The organism is Rhodobacter sp. 24-YEA-8 (assembly GCF_900105075.1).
GTDB lineage: Bacteria > Pseudomonadota > Alphaproteobacteria > Rhodobacterales > Rhodobacteraceae > Pseudogemmobacter.
In genome coordinates, this window is the sequence record NZ_FNSK01000001.1 from 2,224,484 (window position 1) to 2,240,639 (window position 16,156).

Below are 16,156 nucleotides of genomic sequence, written 5' to 3' on the forward strand. Positions count from 1 at the left end.
GGGGCGGAGCCCTCTTTCCGGCGGATCCCCCTTTTCACCTGCGGCTGGCAGAGCCCCCCGGCTCAGGCCGCACTGCCAGCCGACGCTCGATCCAGCGCAGCACCAGCGACAGGCCCAGCGTCATCACCAGATACAGCATCGCCGCCACATTATAGGTTTCCATATAGCGGAAATTGGTCGAGGAGGCGACCTTGGCCAATTGCGCGATATCGGTCACCCCCAGCACCGCCACCAGCGAGCTGTCCTTGACCATCGCAATGAAATCATTGCCCAAAGGTGGCAGGATCAGCCGGAAGGCCTGGGGGAAGACCACCAGGCGAAAGCGTTGCCAGCGGCTCAGGCCAAGTGCATCGGCGGCCTCGACCTGGCCCTGATTGACGGCACCGATGCCGGCGCGGAAAATCTCGGCCAGAAAGGCGCTGTAGGCCAGCACCAGCGCAAGGACCGCACGCCACAAAAGCGGGAAGTCACGGGTGGTCAGGGGGTCGGCTCCGAAGAGGCCACCCACGCGGTTCACACCCAGGATCAGCAAAGGCGCCAGCGCGAAGGCCACATATAAAAGCAGGACCATCATCGGAATGCCGCGCATCAGCTCGACATAGAACCTTGCGATCTGCCTGAGCCAGATCCGCTGCGACAGGGCCATCATCGCCAGCACGAGGCCCAGAAGACAGGCACCCGCAAAAGCGGTCAGCGAGACCAGAACGGTGATCCGGATGCCTTCGGACAGCATCACCAGCGCGGCGCGGTAATGTTCATCCGAGAGGATTTCCGCGAAAAGCCACAACAAAAGCCCGCCAAGCGCCAGCAGCCACCAGGGAAAATCCGGCCCGGCTTCCTGCCTGCGACGCCCGCTCACCGGGCCTGGTCCGGCCGCTCTCAGCCGCCATCCCTGGTGTCAAAGAACCATTTGCGGTTCAGCGCCTCAAGGCTGCCATCCGCCTCCATCGCGCTGATCGCCGCATCGAAGGGCTGAACCAGATCCGAGCCTTTCGGAAAGATGAACCCGAATTCCTCTGCCCCCAGCGGCGCACCGATGATCTTCAGCGCCCCGCCCGAGGTATCGACATAGCCATGCGCTGCGGTGCTGTCCGAGAGAACCAGATCGACATCGCCGGCCTGCAGCGCCTGAAGGCCCGCGCCGAAGGTCTCGAATTTCACGATACGCGGGTTTTTCTCGTCGCCATCCAGCACGTCATAGACGCCCACATAAAAGGGCGTCGTGCCGGGCTGCGCCGCCATCAGCAAATCGCTGTCCGCTGCGAATGATGCCGCATCGGTAAAGCGGCTTTCATCGCCCCGGACAACCATCAGCATCTGCGACAGCATATAGGGCTGAGAGAAATCAACCGCTTCCAGCCGTTCCTCCTTGATGGTGATACCGTTCATCGCGACATCATACTGGCCCGCCGAAATCGCCGGGATCATCGCATCCCAGCTCGTATTCTCGTATTTCACCGTCAGGTTCAGCCGTCTGGCGATCTCGGTGACCGCATCATATTCCCAGCCGACAGGTTTGCCCTCGGGCCCGATATATTGCAGCGGCGGATAGGTGTTCTCGGTCGCAACCACGACCTCGCGACCGGCAAGATCCGGCAGCGTCTCGGCCATGGCCATCGGCGCCAGCGCCATCCCGGTCAGAAAAAAAGCAGCGCTTGCCATTCTGAATGTCTGGGAGGGGGTCATGACTCATCTCCTGCAGCTGGTTTGCGGGACTATGACGACGGGGCTGCGCGCTGACAAGCCCGGGCCAGCGGCGAAAAATGGCGCAAAGGCGTGTAAAAGCCGCGCAAATGGCACGCAGATCCGGTCAGGATCCGGCATGCTGGACCTGGCACCAGGTGACCTGGCCGTGGGGGAATGCGATGACAGAGATCCGGCCCGAAGACGACCTGCCCGCCTGGCGGCGGCAAAAGCGCGCAGAGCGGCTTGCGGCCCGCGACCTGATGTCTGCGGCGGAGCGCCGGGAGGTGGCGGCGGCGCTGGCGGTCCATCTCGACCGCCAGCTGGTGGAACGTGGCCTGCTCAGGCCTGGCATGATCCTCTCGGGCTATTGGCCGATAAGGGCCGAGCCTGACCTGCGGCCCTGGATGCTGTCGCTTGAGGCCCATGGATTGAACCTTGCACTGCCGGTGGTCGAGACCCGAGCCGCGCCGCTGGCCTTCCGGCGCTGGACACAGGGTGCCGCGATGGAGCGCGGGCACTGGAACATCCTCGTCCCCGCTGCGCCCGAACATGTCCGGCCCGATATCAGCCTCGCGCCGTTGGTCGGCTGGGACCGGAAGGGCTACCGGCTCGGCTATGGCGGGGGCTATTTCGACCGCACGCTCGCGGCGCTGACCCCGCGTCCCTTCACGATCGGCGTGGGTTTTCACGGCGCGGAACTGGCGAGCATCTTCCCGCAGCCGCATGATATCGGCCTTGACGCCATCATCACCGAAAAGGGCCTTCAGGTCTGAGCCGTCTCAGGCGCTGCAGCCGGCACAGCCCTTGCGCTTTTTCACCCGGATCATCCGGGTCTCGGCATAAAGCGCATCATGGATCATCAGCCGCCCCTTCAGCCCCTCACCCGCGCCGGTGATGTGTTTCACCGCCTCCAGCGCCATCATCGCGCCGATCACACCCGGCAGCGGCGCCACCACCCCCGCCTCGGCACAGGAGGCGACCATTCCTGGCGCCGGCCGTTCGGGAAAGACGCATTCAAAACACGGGCCGCCCTGCGCCGGATCCCAGAGCGAGAGCTGCCCCTCCCATTGCGTCATCGCGCCGGTGATCAGCGGTTTTCCCAGCCGCGCGCAGGTCTGGTTCACAAGGTAGCGCGTGTCGAAATTATCGGTGCCGTCCAGCACCAGGTCGTAATCGGCGATCAGCGCCTCGGCCACGGCGGCATCAAGCCGGCGGTGATAGGGCCTCACCTCAATAAACGGGTTCAGCGCCTTCATCGCGGCTTCTGCGGAAAACACTTTGGGCATTCCGATCCGCGCGTCAGAATGGATGATCTGGCGTTGCAGATTGCTGAGTTCGACGACATCATCATCGATCACCGCGATCTCGCCCACCCCTGCCCCGGCAAGGTACAGGAGCACCGGCGCGCCAAGCCCGCCTGCCCCCACAACCAGAACTTTCGCGGCTTTCAGGCGCTGCTGCCCCTGGCCGCCGATCTCCCGCAGAAAGATGTGGCGGGCATAACGGCTGACCTCGGTGGGCGTGAACGGCCCTTCTTCGCGAGGCGGCTCCTGCGGGGCGGTCTTGCCCGCCTCGTTGCGCAAATACCGCAGGAGGTGGCGATAGCACTGCACCAGCACCACCACCGATCCCAGCACGAGGAAATAGCGGCTGTCCCAGCCAAGCTGGATATTGACGCGCTCGACCCCGTACCAGCCGATCCCGGGCTGGAGCGCGGCCCAGAACAGGGCAATCCCGATGGTCGCGCCCCGCCCGAGCCCGGTCCCGAGCAGAATGGCCAGAAGCAAGAACACCGTCGGATTGTCGAACATCTGCTGCCTCCAGGGCCTGAACTGCGCCTAGGCCTCAGGGGCCTCAGCCTCGGATGCCTCAGCCTCCGGTGGAGCCAAACCCGCCGGCACCGCGCGCGGTCTCGTTTGAAAATGCCTCGACCACCCGGAAATCAGGGCGCAGAACGGGCACGAAGATCATCTGCGCGATGCGTTCGCCGGGGGTGATCTCAATCGGGTCCGAACCCGCCGGATTGCGGTTCCAGACCGAGACCATGATCTCGCCGGTATAATCGGGGTCGATCAGCCCGGTGCCATTGCCCATGACAAGGCCCTTCTTATGCCCCAGCCCCGAACGCGGCAGCACCAGAGCCGCCAGCGACATATCACCGAAATTCAGCGCGATCCCCGATTTGACCAGCACCGCCGGCGCCTGGGGCGCGATCAGGAGCGGCTCATCGATACAGGCCATCAGATCGACCGCAGCGGCACCTGCGCTCTGATAGCGGGGCAGGCCCCAGTCATTCAGGCGGGGATCGAGAATCCTGACTTCCACTTCCGGGCTCCTTTGCGGGGGATGTTCCCTCATAGCAATCGCTCCAGGGGCATACAACATCGGGAAAGCGGGCTTGCCTGCGGCCCCGGGGCGGGCCAGGTTGCGGGGGAAGCAACCCCGACCGGAAGCATGATGGCGCTGGAACCCCTGCGAAAACTGATCGCCGGCAATATCTTACGGATGACCGGCAGCGGTCAGATCCGGTTTGACGCACCTTTGGGGGATCCCGGGCTCTTCGGGCCGGAAGCGGTCTGCTGGCGGGTCCATGCCGATTTCGTGCCGATGGTGGTGGGCGGCGTCTCGGCGCTGATGCTGCAAATGCTGCACCCCCTCGCGATTGCCGGTGTCTGGGACCATTCGAATTTCCGCGATGATGTTCTGGGGCGGCTGGCGCGCACGTCCCAGTTCATCGCCGGCACCACCTATGCCGCGCGCGCCGAGGCCGAGGCGCTGATCGCGCGCGTCCGCCGCATCCATGAACGGGTCGCGGGCCAGGATGCCTCGGGCCGCCCCTATCGCGCCTCGGATCCGGATCTGCTGACCTGGGTGCATGTGGCGGAAGTGTCGGGCTTCCTCGCCGCACATCTGCGCTTTACCGAGCCGGATATGCCCGTGGCCGACCAGGATCGCTATTTCTCGGAAATGGCGCTGGTGGCGCGGATGCTGGGCGCGCGCGATGTGCCGGTGACGGCGACCTCGGTGCAGGACTATCTGACCGGCATGGTGCCTCAGCTGCGGTTTGACGACCGCGTGGCCGAGGTTTTGCAGGTGATCTCGACCGCGCCGGTCAGACCTGCCGTGCTGGGGCTGTTTCGCAAAATGGTGACACGGTCGGGCTTCGGGATCCTGCCCGCTTCCATTCAGGCGCTTTACCCTGCCGCGGCACGGCCGCGGTTTCCGGCGGCGCCGCAGCTCATTGGCATGGCGGCCCCGGTGGGCCGCTGGGCTATGCAGGGCGGCGTCGCCCGCCGTTCGCGGATCAGAGCAGCAGCGGCAGGCTGAGCCCGCCGCTCCGGCACAGGATCAGGCGTTGAAGAGGAAGTGGAGCACGTCGCCGTCCTTCACCTCATAGGTCTTGCCCTCGACGCGGAACTTGCCGGCCTCTTTCGCACCCGCCTCGCCCTTGCCGGCGATATAATCATCGTAGCCGACCGTTTCCGCCCGGATGAAGCCCTTCTCGAAATCTCCATGGATCACACCGGCGGCCTGGGGTGCCAGCATGCCTTTGGTGATCGTCCAGGCGCGGGCCTCTTTCGGGCCGACGGTGAAATAGGTCTGCAGACCCAGAAGCGCATAACCCGCGCGGATCAGCCGGTCGAGGCCGGCCTCTTCCAGGCCCATCTCGGCAAGGAAGATACCCGCATCCTCTTCGGGAAGCTGCGCCAGCTCTTCCTCGATCCGGGCCGAGATCACCACCGTGCCCGCACCCTGCGCCTTCGCCATCTCTGCCACACGGGCCGACTGGCTGTTGCCGGCGCCTGCCGAAGCCTCTTCGACATTGCAGACGTAAAGCACCGGTTTCGCGGTCAGAAGCTGCAAAAGCTTCCACTGTTTCTGGTCATCCTCATGCACTTTGACCGTGCGCGCGGGCTGCCCCGCCTCCAGCGCGGCCTGGGCCTGGGCCAGCAGGCGATCCTGATCTGCGGCCTCTTTGTCGCCGGATTTGATCTTGCGGGCGAGATTCGCGCGGCGGCGCTCGAGGCTTTCAAGATCGGCGAGCATCAGCTCGGTCTCGATGGTCTCGGCATCGGCGACCGGGTCAATGCGGCCTTCGACATGGGTGATGTCGCCATCTTCAAAGCAGCGCAGCACATGGGCAATGGCATCGCATTCGCGGATATTGGCGAGGAACTGGTTGCCAAGACCTTCGCCTTTCGACGCGCCGCGCACGAGGCCCGCGATATCGACAAAGGTCATCCGCGCCGGGATGATCTGTTTCGAGCCGGCAATCGCCGCCAGTTTGTCGATCCGCGCATCCGGCACCGCGACCTCGCCGACATTCGGCTCGATGGTGCAGAAGGGGAAATTCGCGGCCTGGGCCGCAGCGGTTCTGGTCAGCGCGTTGAAGAGGGTCGACTTCCCCACATTCGGCAGGCCGACAATACCCATCTTAAAGCCCATTTCCGGCCCTCCATAGCTGATGGGGCCAGTTAGACGAGAGCGGGCGCGGGATCAAGGAAGATGCGGGTGAAATCGCCGCGAGAGCCGCCGGCCCGGGCATCTGCGCGCGCAGAACGCCTGAAAACCTGCGGTGAAGCATTGCCTTTCTGCCGGGCTTTCGGCAAATCATGGCCAAAAGCCCGGGCTTCGGGCCCGGTTTCGGGAGAGCTGCAGATGACCAGGATCGACGACACATTCGCCAGGCTGCGCGCTGAGGGCAAAAAGGCATTCGTCTCCTATATCATGGCAGGCGATCCCGATGAGGCGACCTCGCTTGCGCTCTTGCGCGGCCTGCCGGGCGCCGGGGTCGACATCATCGAACTTGGCATGCCCTTTACCGATCCGATGGCCGACGGGCCGACCATCCAGGCCGCCGGCCAGCGCGCGCTGGAAGCCGGGATGACCCTGACGAAAGTGCTGGATATGGTGCGCGCCTTCCGCGAGGGCGACACGACCACGCCCGTCGTGATGATGGGCTATTACAACCCGATCTATTCGCATGGCGTCGACCGTTTTGTCGCCGAGGCGAAGGCGGCCGGGATCGACGGGCTGATCGTGGTCGATCTGCCGCCGGAAGAGGATGAGGAACTCTGCCTGCCCGCCCAGGCGGCCGGGATCAATTTCATCCGCCTCGCCACACCGACCACCGATGCGAAACGGCTGCCGAAAGTGCTGCAAAACACCTCGGGCTTTGTCTATTACGTCTCGATCACCGGGATCACCGGATCGGCCGTGCCGCAGGCCAGCGACATCGCGCCGGATATCGCGCGGATCAAGGCGTCGACCGATCTGCCGGTGGTGGTGGGCTTTGGCATCAATACGCCCGAGATGGCGAAATCCATGGCGGCGATCGCCGATGGCAGCGTTGTCGGCTCGGCGATTGTGAAAAGCGTGGGCGAGAAACGCCCGGTAGCGGATATCCTCGCCCAGGTCGCGGCGCTGGCCGCAGGCGCTCATTCCGCCTGAGGGCGGTCAGGGGGGCAGCCAATCGCATCTCCGGCCCGTCGGGCCGGGGCTGGCCAGGGCGCAGGCCGTCGATCAGAAGGCCCGGGATAAGCCCCGCAAGCGCAGTCAGCCCCACAAGCAGAGCAGGCATCAGCAAAAACGCCATCGCCCTGGTCGCGCCCTGCCCCTCCGGCCAGAAGACGAGCGCCAGCAACTCCGGGTCTGGCTGGTAAAGAGAAGGTAAGACACAGGCGCAGAGATCGCGCGACTGTTACCGGCAAAAACGGACCTTTCAGGATCTGTCCGCAACTGCCCTTTTGTCTTGCGAAATTTGGGCCCTCCCGGCGCCCCGGCTCAGCCCTGTGGCGTCATCGCCTTGCGCTGGCGGGCGCGCTCCAGTCCCAGGCGACGCTCGCGCCAGATAATCATGATCCCGGCCACGATGATCAGCACCGCCCCGGTCAGCATGGTCGAGGTCGGCATTTCCTGGAATACGAACCAGCCGATCGCCAGCGCGAAGATCATCGAGGCATAGTCGAAAGGGGCGACCAGCGAGGCATCGGCCTCGCGGTAAGCCGAGGTCAGAAGGATCTGCCCGACCCCTCCCATCAGGCCGGCGGCGATCAGGGTGATGGCCTCGCGCGGGGTCGGCCAGACCCAGCCGAAGGGGATGGTAAACAGGGACAGGCAGGTTGCGGTAACCGAGAACCAGAAGACGATGGTCGCGGTCTTTTCGGTCGCGACCAGCTTGCGGATGAAAACCTGGGCCAGGGCGGCAAAAACCGCGCCGGTCAGCACGATGACCGCGCCGAAAGCCTCGGCATGGCTGCCCTCACCGGGCACGCCGCCTTGCAGGATGGTCAGACGCGGCCAGATGACGATCAGGACGCCCACAAGCCCCATCAGCACCATCGAGATCCGGAACAGCCGCACATTCTCGCCCAGAAACATCGCGGCAAAGACCACTGTCAGCAGGGGCGCCGCATAGCCGATGGCGGTCACTTCGGGAAACGGCAGATAGGCAAGACCGGCAAAGCCCAGCCCCATCGCCATCGTACCGGCAAAGCCGCGCCAGACATGGCCCATCGGATTGGCGGTGTAGAACCCGGTCCGTAATTCGCCCCGCAGCGCCAGCCAGGCCACGATCACCGGGATCGCAAAGAAGGACCGGAAGAAGACCGCCTCGCCGCCTGGCACCCTGTCGGAAGTGGTTTTCACCAGCGCCGACATCAGAATGAAAATCAGGACCGATCCCAGTTTAAAGGCGATACCGCGCAACGGGCGCATGGGCTTTCCTCTCGCTACACCATGTTCTGACCATGGCATGACGCGGGAGGCAAGTCCGAAGGCCGCCCGGGCGCTCTGGACCTTGGGCCCGGGATCGGCTTTCCTGCGCGCCGGAGGTGCCGTCATGTCAGAAGTTAAGACCGGTCATCGGACAGAAGACAGGATCGACCAGGGGCGCGGGCTTGTGCCAGCCGATCTGGTGCTGAAGGGCGCACGGTTCTTTGACCTGATCACCGGCGATCTGGTGGAAAGCGATGTGGCGATCTGCGGCGATACCATCGTGGGCACGTTCGGCACCTATCATGGAAGACGCGAGATTGATCTTGCCGGCCAGATCCTCGTGCCGGGGTTTATCGACACTCATCTCCATATCGAAAGCTCTCTGGTCACGCCGTCTGAATTCGACCGCTGTGTCGGCCCGCATGGGGTGACAACCGCGATCTGCGACCCGCATGAGATCGCCAATGTCTGCGGCATCGAAGGCATCCGCTATTTCCTTGATGCGTCAGCGCAAACCCTGATGGATATTCGCGTGCAGCTTTCCTCCTGCGTGCCCTCGACCCATATGGAGACGGCAGGCGCGAAGCTTGAGGCAAAAGACCTGATCCCGCTGATGGATCATCCGCGCGTGATCGGGCTGGCGGAATTCATGAATTTCCCCGGCGTGCTGATGAAAGAGCCGGGCTGTATGGCCAAGCTGAAGGCCTTCCAGGGCCGCCATATCGACGGCCATGCGCCATTGTTGCGCGGCAATGACCTGAACGGCTATATCGCCGCCGGCATCCGCACCGAACATGAGGCGACCACGGCGGAAGAGGCGCTGGAGAAGCTGCGCAAGGGGATGCGGGTGCTGATCCGCGAGGGTTCGGTATCAAAGGATCTTCATGCGCTGGCAGAGATCCTGACCGAGCGGCATTCGCCTTATCTGTGTCTCTGCACCGATGACCGCAACCCGCTGGATATCGCCGAACATGGTCATCTGGATTACCTGATCCGTACCGCGATCAGCCTTGGCTGCCCGCCGCTTGCGGTCTACCGCGCGGCGAGCCTCTCGGCAGCGGAAGCCTTCGGGCTGAAGGATCGCGGACTGATCGCGCCCGGCAAACGCGCCGATATCGCGGTGATCGACGGGCTCGAGACCTGCCGCGTCGCCCGGGTCTTCGCCGGCGGGGTGGAATTGTCAGAGGCGGCCTTTGCCGCGAGGGAGACCACGCCCCCGGTCGCGCGCCATTCGGTCAAGGCGCCACGCGTCTCACCCGCCGATTTCCGCTGTTCGGGAAACCGGGTCGAGACCCCGGTGATCGGCATTCTGCCCGGCAAGATCATCACCGAATTCCTGAAATACGATATCGCCCCGGAAGATGGCGACAAGCGCCCCGATCTCAGCCGCGACCTGATCCGCATCGCGGTGATCGAACGCCATGGCAGGAACGGCAACCGCGCCACCGGCTTTGTCAAAGGCTTTGGATTGCAACGCGGCGCGATTGCCTCGACCGTCTGTCATGACCATCACAATATCGCGGTGGTCGGCGCCGATTACGCCGATATGGCCCTGGCGGCGAACCGGCTGTCTGAGATCGAGGGCGGGTTCGTGGTGGTCGAGGGCGGCCAGGTTCTGGCCGAGCTGGCGCTGCCGGTCGCGGGGCTGATGAGCCTTGAGCCTTTCGAGGTGGTGCGCGACGCGCTGGTGCGGCTGCGCGCGGCGGCGAAAAGCCTCGGCGTGGTGCTGGAAGAGCCGTTTTTGCAGCTCGCGTTCCTCGCGCTGCCGGTGATCCCGCATCTGAAAATCACCGATCACGGTATGATCGATGTCGACCGGTTCGAGGTGATCCCGTGAAAAGCCCCGTCAGCACGATTTACCACAACCCCGCCTGCGGCACCTCGCGCAATGTGCTCGCGATCCTGCGCGCGGCGGGAGAAGAGCCGGAAGTCGTTGAATACCTGAAAACCGGCTGGACAGAGTCACAGTTGCGCAGGCTTTTCACGGCCGCCGGGATCAGCGCGCGCGAGGCCTTGCGCGACAAGGGCACGCCTGCTTCCGATCTGGGACTGACCGCGCCGGATGTCAGTGAAGACGCTGTAATCGCCGCGATGATCGCAGATCCGGTCCTTGTGAACCGCCCCTTCGTGGTCACATCAAAGGGCACCAGGCTCTGCCGCCCGTCGGTTGCAGTGGCCGCGATTCTGCTGCGCCTGCCTGCGGCGCCGGTGGTTGCGGCGGATGGCAGGGTGATATTCGATCCTGCAAATACAGAGGTGAGCGAATGACAAAGACCCTGCTGCTTTACGGCGATTCGAACACCCATGGCACAATGCCGATGCCGGAGCCGGGCGCGATGGGGCGTTTCGCGCATCGCCATCGCTGGACGAGCCTGCTCGCCGCGGATCTGGACGGCTGGGAGGTGATCCCCGAGGGCCATCCGGGGCGCACCACGCTGCATGACGACCCGATTGAGGGCGCGCATCGCAACGGGCTGACGGTGCTGCCGTCGATCCTCGAAAGCCACAGGCCAATTGATGTCGTGCTGCTGATGCTCGGGACCAATGATCTGAAACAGCGGTTTTCGGTCAATGCCGGCGATATCGCGCTGTCGCTGGAGCGGCTGGTGCGGGTGATCCGCGCGAGCGGCGCCGGGCCGATGGGCGGTGCGCCTGGCGTGGTGCTGGTCGCGCCACCGCCCATTCGCGAGACCGGTGCGCTGGCGCAGATCTTTGCCGGGGGCGAGGCGAAATCGCAGCATCTGGGCCGCGAAATCGGGGCTGTCGCGGCACGAAACGGGCTGCCATTCGTTGATCTGGCGGGCAAGATCGAGGTCTCTGCCGTGGATGGAATCCATTACGAGGCCGAGGCGGCGTCCGTGATCGCGAAGCTGTTCGCGGATGTGATCCGGGCGCATTTCTGAGAGGGTCTGCCTGTGGCTGGCGCCGAAATCGAGGATTTGGATCAAGGGAAAAGGGGCAGCGCCCGCTCTCTGATGATCCTTGCGCATGGTCAGCCCTCTGATCCTTTGCCGGCAGCGGCAGAGGTCGGGGCGCTGGCAGCCCGTGTGGCGGCGCATCTGCCGGGCTGGCGGGTTTCGGCGGCAACGCTTGCAGAGCCGGGCGCATTGGAGCGGCTGACAGGGGAGGTTCCGGGGCTGGTCTTTCCGCTTTTCATGGCGGCGGGCTGGTTCACGAAAGTCGCGGTGCCCGCGCGCCTTGAGGCCGCCGGAGTGTCCGGCTGGCAGCAGATGGCGCCAATGGGAACGATGCCGGACGTGCAGGATCTCGCGGTCCGGATCGCGGCGGAAAGCGGCGCGACAGAGGTTCTGGTGGCGGCGCATGGCTCGGGGCGTTCCCCCGCACCGGCGGAGGTGGCGCGCCAGGTGGCAGCACGGATCGCGGGGATAAGCGGCGCGCGGCGGGTGGAATGCGGCTTTATCGAAGAGGCGCCCTTTCTGCGCGATGTCACGGGCTGGAGCGCAGAGGCCATCTGCCTGCCGTTTTTCGCGATGGCGGGCGGCCATGTCGTGCATGATCTGCCCGGGGCACTGGCGCAGGCGGGCTTTCCCGGACAGATTTTGCCGGCGCTTGGTCTGCATGCGGAAATCCCGGCCCTGATCGCCCGCGCCGCGATTGAGGCGGCAGAACCGGCCACGTCAGGCCAGACCATAATGCGATGAAGGAACCCGCCATGCCGGTCATCACCTGTATCGAGGATCTCAGACGCCTGCATCAGGCCCGGGTGCCGCGCATGTTCTGGGAGTATTGCGAAAGCGGCAGTTATACCGAGCAGACCTTCCACGACAATTCCGCCGATTTCGCGCAGATCCGGCTCAGACAACGGGTGGCGCGCGATCTGTCCGACCGCCGGCTGGGCGGCGAGATGATCGGGCAGCAGGTGTCGATGCCTCTGGCGATTTCCCCCACCGGATCGGCCGGGATGCAATGGGCGGATGGCGAGATTCTGGGTGCGCGCGCGGCGCAGCGCTTCGGGGTGCCATTCACGCTGTCGACCATGTCGATCTGTTCCATCGAAGACCTCAGCGAGGCGGGTGTGGGGCCGTTCTGGTTCCAGCTTTACGTCATGCGCGATGAGGATTTCGTGGATGGCATCATCGAACGGGCCAGGGTGGCCGGGTGCCCCGCCCTGGTGGTCACGCTGGATCTGCAGGTCATCGGGCAGCGCCACAAAGATCTGAAAAACGGGCTGACCGCCCCGCCCCGGCTGACTTTGCCCAATATTCTGAATATGATGACCCGCCCGGCCTGGTGCCTGGCGATGGCACGCACAAAGCGCCGCACCTTCCGTAACATCATGGGCCATGTGAAAGGCGTCGATGATCTCGCCAACCTCAACGCCTGGACCTGGGAACAGTTCGAGCCGCGGCTCGACTGGTCGATGGTGCAGCGGATCCGTGACCAGTGGCAGGGGAAGTTTATCCTCAAGGGCATTCTCGACGCCGAGGATGCCCGGATGGCGGTGGATGTGGGCGCGGATGCGATCGTGGTCTCGAACCATGGCGGGCGGCAGCTGGACGGCGCGCTGTCTTCGATCCGGATGCTGCCTTCGATTGTGCGGGCGGTCGGGGATCGCTGCGAGGTCTGGATCGATTCCGGCATCCGTTCGGGCCAGGATCTGCTGAAAGCGCTGGCATTGGGGGCGACCGGCGGCATGATCGGGCGGCCCTGGCTTTACGGGCTGGGCGCGATGGGCGAAGCGGGCGTGACAAAAGCGCTTGAGGTGATCCGGGACGAGCTGGATATCACCATGGCGCTTTGTGGCGAGCGGGATGTGGCGGATCTGGGCCGTCACAACTTGCTGGTGCCCGAGGATTTCGAAGGCGCCTGGGGCTGAGCCCGCGCGGCCCTCTTGCTTTTTGATCAAATTCCGCGTGATAACGGAACCGGATCAGGAGTGCGCCGATATGCCGAAAACCAAAGCCGATGCGGGACAGATTGCCGGGGTCGATGCCGGGATTTTGAAACGCTTTGCCACCCGTGAGGCGAAGGCTTACGCAAAGGCGCATCCGAAGTCGAAGGCGCGAATGGGGGCTGCGGCAAGGCATTATCTTTCCGGCGTGCCGATGCATTGGATGACCGACTGGCCGATGCCGCATCTCGCGGTGATCGCGAAAGCCAGCGGCGCGCAGATCATCGATATCGACGGGCATCAGATTGACGATTTCTGCCTGGGCGATACCGGCTCGATGTTTGGCCACTCCCCTGCCCCGGTGGCGCGTGCGATCCGCGCCCAGGCCACGCGCGGGCTGACCTATATGCTGCCCTCGGATGCCGTGGCCGAGGCGGGGCGCCTGCTCTCGGACCGCTTTGGCGAGATGCAGTGGCAGATCGCGACAACCGCGACCGATGCCAATCGGTTTGCCATCAAAGTGGCGCGGGCGGTGACCGGGCGGCCGAAGATCCTTGTGTTCAACGGTTGTTACCATGGCACCGTTGATGATGTCATGGTTGAGCTGGTCAATGGGGTCACGCAAAACCGCCAGGGGCTTCTGGGCCAGATCGCCGATCTGACGCCTGGTGCGATAGCGGTCGAATTCAACGATCTGGCAGCCGTCGAGGCGGCGCTGGCGCAAGGTGATGTCGCGGCCATCCTGACCGAGCCGGTGATGACCAATTCCTGCATGGTGCTGCCCGCGCCGGGCTTTCACGACGGGCTGCGCCGGCTGGCCTCGCAATATGACGCGCTTCTGATGATCGACGAGACGCATACGCTCTCTTCGGGTCTGGGCGGCTATACCGGCGTGCACGGGCTGTCGCCCGATATGTTCATTGTCGGAAAATGCGTGGCGGGGGGGATGCCGACGGCGGTCTGGGGCATGAGCGACCAGGTCGCGAAACGCTACGCCACCGCCAATGCCGCCCGCGCGCCCGGCCATTCCGGCATGGGAACAACGCTTTCGGCCAATCCGATGCAATTCGCCTGTCTGGTGGCGACCCTTTCAGAGGTGATGACGGCCAAAGCCTATGCCAGGATGGAAAAAGGCGCGGCGCGGCTGGCTAAGGGGCTGACCAAGGCGATCCGCAAGGCGCAGGCCCCCTGGCATGTCGCGCGTGTCGGCGCCCGGGTCGAATTCATCTGCGCGCCCGAACCCCTGAAAAACGGCACCGAGGCCGGTCTCGCCCATCACCATGCCGTCGAGGCAGCGGTACATCTGGGCCTTCTGAACCGGGGCAGCCTGATCGCCCCCTTCCACAATATGATGCTCGTGAGCCCGGTGACGACGAAAGGGCAGATCGATCGCCTGATCGCGCATTTCGCCGCCGTCCTGGCCGAGCTTTTCCCTGCCCCCAGAAAACCGGCGTGAAAGAAAACTGAGATGACCGAGACCAGCCCCTCCGGCTCCACCCTGGCCGAGGCCGAAACCTTCCTCGCCGCCCATCCCGAAATCGAGGCCTTTGACATCATCCTGCATGACGCCAATGGCATCGGGCGGGGCAAGATCATCCGGCGACACGAGCTGGAGGGTCTGTACAAATCCGGCCGCCATCTGCCGATCTCGATCCTCGGCCTCGATATCTGCGGCGAGGATGTGCATGAGACCGGGCTGATCTGGGATCAGGGCGATGGCGATCTGCGCGCCTGGCCGATCCCCGGCACGCTGGTGGCCCTGCACGGGACCACCCCGCCCCGCGGCGAGGTCTTCATGTCGATGTATACGCTGGACGGCGCGCCGATGACCTCCGACCCGCGCCATGCGCTGGCAGCCCAGGTCGGGGCGCTTGCCGCAGAGGGTCTTTACCCCGCCGGAGCCTTCGAGCTGGAATTCTTCCTGCTCGAGAACACGCGCGACCAATATGGCAAGATGCAGCCCGCCCGCGATGTGCTGGACGGTCGCGCATCGCGGAAGACCGAGGTCTATTCCGTCGACCACCTCCATGGTATGCTGCCTCTGTTTTCCGATATTTACGCAGGCGCGAAGGCGGCAGGGATCAATGCCGAGACGATGATCTCGGAATATGCGCCCGGCCAATATGAGCTGACGCTGCATTACCGCGAGAATGTCATGCAGGCGGCCGATGACGTGGTGCGGCTGAAGCGGATCGTGCGCGCCCAGGCCCGCGCCCATGGCGTGACCGCCTGCTTCATGGCCAAACCGAACGAGAATTACGCCGGGTCGGGGATGCATTTCCACGTCTCGATGCAGGACGCCTCGGGCAAGAATATCTTCCGTGAAGAGGTCGAGGGCCAGTGGAATGAGGCCATCCGCCACGCGCTTGGCGGGCTGAAAGAAACGATGGCGGAATCGATGCTGGTCTTCGCGCCACATGCCAATTCCTGGCGCCGCTTTGCCTCGCAATCTTATGCGCCGGTCTCGCCGACCTGGGGAGTGAACAACCGTTCGGTCGCGCTCCGGATCCCGGCAGGTGACATCCGTGCGCGCCGGATCGAGCATCGCCCCTCTGGCGTTGACGCGAGCCCCTATCTGGTCGGCGCCACCGTGCTGGCGGGGATCCGGCACGGGATGAAAAATCAGATCGACCCAGGCCCGGAAACCACCGGAAATGGCTATGAAGAGGCTGGCACCAGCGCGATCCCCTCTGACTGGAAATCGGCCATCGATGCGGCGAAGCAGTCGGACTTCCTGAAGGAGGCACTCGGGGAAGACATGCACCGCACCTTTACCGCGATCAAGGCGGCGGAATATGGCCGGGTGATGCGGACGGTCTCCGAAGTCGATTTCGATCTCTATCTGCATACGGTGTGACGGCCGCATCCGGGCAAGGGGGCGCTGCCCCCGTCCCGTTCCGG

At 64.5% G+C, this 16,156-nt stretch carries 16 protein-coding genes; 10 read left to right on the top strand and 6 right to left on the bottom strand.

Annotated elements, in window-relative coordinates:
- Nucleotides 1–34: 34 nt before the first annotated feature.
- On the bottom strand, nt 35–859 hold the full coding sequence (locus tag BLW25_RS10810; RefSeq protein WP_092898938.1) for an amino acid ABC transporter permease: 825 nt from the start codon (nt 857–859) through the stop codon (nt 35–37).
- A 20-nt stretch (nt 860–879) separates the two neighbouring features.
- Nucleotides 880–1,686 carry a transporter substrate-binding domain-containing protein gene (locus BLW25_RS10815; RefSeq protein WP_394328432.1) on the bottom strand — a complete coding sequence of 269 codons (807 nt, stop codon included), beginning with the start codon at nt 1,684–1,686 and terminating at the stop codon, nt 880–882.
- 179 nt (nt 1,687–1,865) lie between these two features.
- Here BLW25_RS10815 and BLW25_RS10820 point away from each other — a divergent pair, with 179 nt between their 5' ends.
- Entirely contained in the window at nt 1,866–2,459 is a 594-nt protein-coding gene (locus BLW25_RS10820; protein WP_092901896.1) for a 5-formyltetrahydrofolate cyclo-ligase, read from the top strand.
- Between the two features lie 6 nt (nt 2,460–2,465).
- On the opposite strand, the gene BLW25_RS10825 is transcribed toward BLW25_RS10820, so the two are convergent.
- Nucleotides 2,466–3,497, bottom strand: a complete 1,032-nt coding sequence (locus tag BLW25_RS10825) for a HesA/MoeB/ThiF family protein (protein ID WP_092898942.1) — start codon at nt 3,495–3,497, stop codon at nt 2,466–2,468.
- Between the two features lie 58 nt (nt 3,498–3,555).
- Nucleotides 3,556–4,044: a dUTP diphosphatase gene (gene dut, locus BLW25_RS10830; protein ID WP_092898944.1), complete on the bottom strand. Its 489-nt coding sequence runs from the start codon at nt 4,042–4,044 to the stop codon at nt 3,556–3,558.
- A 99-nt stretch (nt 4,045–4,143) separates the two neighbouring features.
- Here dut and BLW25_RS10835 point away from each other — a divergent pair, with 99 nt between their 5' ends.
- Entirely contained in the window at nt 4,144–5,013 is an 870-nt protein-coding gene (locus BLW25_RS10835) for an oxygenase MpaB family protein (RefSeq protein ID WP_216279356.1), read from the top strand.
- Between the two features lie 21 nt (nt 5,014–5,034).
- On the opposite strand, the gene ychF is transcribed toward BLW25_RS10835, so the two are convergent.
- Entirely contained in the window at nt 5,035–6,132 is a 1,098-nt protein-coding gene (gene ychF / locus BLW25_RS10840; RefSeq protein ID WP_092898946.1) for a redox-regulated ATPase YchF, read from the bottom strand.
- Nucleotides 6,133–6,345: 213 nt separating this feature from the next.
- On the opposite strand from ychF, the gene trpA reads away from it, so the two are divergent.
- The gene (gene trpA / locus BLW25_RS10845; protein ID WP_092901902.1) at nt 6,346–7,137 is read left to right on the top strand and encodes a tryptophan synthase subunit alpha; all 792 of its coding nucleotides are present in this window, start codon (nt 6,346–6,348) and stop codon (nt 7,135–7,137) included.
- A gap of 333 nt (nt 7,138–7,470) precedes the next feature.
- On the opposite strand, the gene BLW25_RS10850 is transcribed toward trpA, so the two are convergent.
- Nucleotides 7,471–8,403 (bottom strand): DMT family transporter, encoded by a 933-nt coding sequence (locus BLW25_RS10850; protein ID WP_092898948.1) that lies wholly within the window; start codon nt 8,401–8,403, stop codon nt 7,471–7,473.
- 124 nt (nt 8,404–8,527) lie between these two features.
- Here BLW25_RS10850 and ade point away from each other — a divergent pair, with 124 nt between their 5' ends.
- From ade to BLW25_RS10885, 7 genes are all read left to right on the top strand, one after another.
- On the top strand, nt 8,528–10,240 hold the full coding sequence (gene ade, locus BLW25_RS10855; RefSeq protein WP_092898950.1) for an adenine deaminase: 1,713 nt from the start codon (nt 8,528–8,530) through the stop codon (nt 10,238–10,240).
- The gene (arsC, locus tag BLW25_RS10860) at nt 10,237–10,671 is read left to right on the top strand and encodes an arsenate reductase (glutaredoxin) (RefSeq protein ID WP_092898952.1); all 435 of its coding nucleotides are present in this window, start codon (nt 10,237–10,239) and stop codon (nt 10,669–10,671) included. The genes ade and arsC overlap by 4 nt, the downstream gene beginning before the upstream one ends.
- On the top strand, nt 10,668–11,306 hold the full coding sequence (locus BLW25_RS10865; RefSeq protein ID WP_092898954.1) for a GDSL-type esterase/lipase family protein: 639 nt from the start codon (nt 10,668–10,670) through the stop codon (nt 11,304–11,306). The genes arsC and BLW25_RS10865 overlap by 4 nt, the downstream gene beginning before the upstream one ends.
- 72 nt (nt 11,307–11,378) lie before the next feature.
- The gene (locus tag BLW25_RS10870) at nt 11,379–12,065 is read left to right on the top strand and encodes a CbiX/SirB N-terminal domain-containing protein (RefSeq protein WP_092901905.1); all 687 of its coding nucleotides are present in this window, start codon (nt 11,379–11,381) and stop codon (nt 12,063–12,065) included.
- A gap of 11 nt (nt 12,066–12,076) precedes the next feature.
- Complete coding sequence (locus BLW25_RS10875) at nt 12,077–13,240, top strand: alpha-hydroxy acid oxidase (protein WP_092898956.1); 1,164 nt, start codon at nt 12,077–12,079, stop codon at nt 13,238–13,240.
- Between the two features lie 70 nt (nt 13,241–13,310).
- Nucleotides 13,311–14,711 (top strand): aspartate aminotransferase family protein, encoded by a 1,401-nt coding sequence (locus BLW25_RS10880; protein ID WP_092898958.1) that lies wholly within the window; start codon nt 13,311–13,313, stop codon nt 14,709–14,711.
- A 12-nt stretch (nt 14,712–14,723) separates the two neighbouring features.
- Complete coding sequence (locus BLW25_RS10885; protein ID WP_092898960.1) at nt 14,724–16,112, top strand: glutamine synthetase family protein; 1,389 nt, start codon at nt 14,724–14,726, stop codon at nt 16,110–16,112.
- Nucleotides 16,113–16,156 lie beyond the last annotated feature (44 nt).